Below are 1,148 nucleotides of genomic sequence, written 5' to 3' on the forward strand. Positions count from 1 at the left end.
TGGCCGAGTTCACCTCGGGGGTCGCGGCGGGCACGCCCGACCTGGTCTACCTCACCGGCGAGGTGGGCGTCGGCGGCGGCATCATCTCCGGCGGCCGGTTACTGGGCGGCGCGGACGGGTTCGCCGGGGAGGTCGGCCACGTCATGGTCGACCCTTCCGGTGAGTCGTGCCGCTGCGGCCGTGTCGGCTGCTGGGAGACCAAGGTCGGACTGGCCGCGCTGGTGCGCATGGCCACGCCCGACCGCGCGTACGGCACCGGCCGGCAGCTCGTCCGCGACCCGGAGGAGCGGCTGGCCGAGATCGAGCAGCGCCGGGCCGAGGGAGACCCCCGCGTCGAGGCGGCCCTGGCGGAGGTGGGCCGGTGGCTCGGACTCGGAGCCGCCACACTGGTCAACCTCTTCAACCCACGGGTGATCGTGCTCGGCGGCTACTTCGCCAGGCTCGCCGATCGGCTCATTCCCGCGGCCCAGGAGGAACTGGTCCGCCTGAGCATCACCGGCGCCGTCGACCGCTGCCGGTTCGTCGCCTCCGACCTCGGCTTCGGCGCCGCCTCGCGCGGAGCGGCCGGCGTCGTCGTCGAACGAGCGCTGTCGGATCCCACGGCGATCGCGATCCGACATCGCAGCCATCGGGGGGCGTGAGGCACCTCGATGACCCACTTACCCCACTCGCGGTGGACCCGCGTGTCCACCGCTCCGTCCCCGCGTACCGCTCGTCCCCTCTGATCGTTCCGTCCCCCCAGACTTCCCGTCCGTCCGACCGTCCCGCTCCGCCGCCGGCACCCCCGCCCATCCCGCGTGCCTGTGGCCATAGCGCATGCGGTCGGGCGGACGGGATCACCACCTGTCTCTGCCCCTCACCACAAGAACGTCCCGCCCGCCTGACCGGCTGTCCGGACCGCAGCGGCACCGTTGACGCCGACCTCGGTGCCGCCGCGGTGGTGCCAAACCGGCGCCGTCAGGCGGGCGGGGCCACCACCGTGTCCCTATCCCCCAGGAGGCTCCTGTGCCGCAGTCATCGTCCGACTCGGCGTCTCTACTCGTTATGCGAGGAATCGTCAAGCAGTTCCCCGGCGTGCGTGCGCTGGACGGCGTGGACCTTGAGGTCAGGGCCGGGGAAGTGCACTGCCTGCTCGGCCAGAACGGTGC

At 72.7% G+C, this 1,148-nt stretch carries 1 protein-coding gene and 1 pseudogene; both read left to right on the forward strand.

Annotated elements, in window-relative coordinates; genetic code table 11:
• A partial coding sequence (locus tag AB0J39_RS39685; protein ID WP_363474383.1) for an ROK family protein occupies positions 1-641 on the forward strand: 641 nt, incomplete at its 5' end.
• 403 nt (positions 642-1,044) lie between these two features.
• A pseudogene (locus AB0J39_RS39690) lies at positions 1,045-1,148 on the forward strand (sugar ABC transporter ATP-binding protein); the annotation flags it as partial.

It is taken from the genome of Microbispora sp. NPDC049633, assembly GCF_040675265.1.
In the GTDB taxonomy this organism is placed as follows: domain Bacteria; phylum Actinomycetota; class Actinomycetes; order Streptosporangiales; family Streptosporangiaceae; genus Microbispora; species Microbispora maris.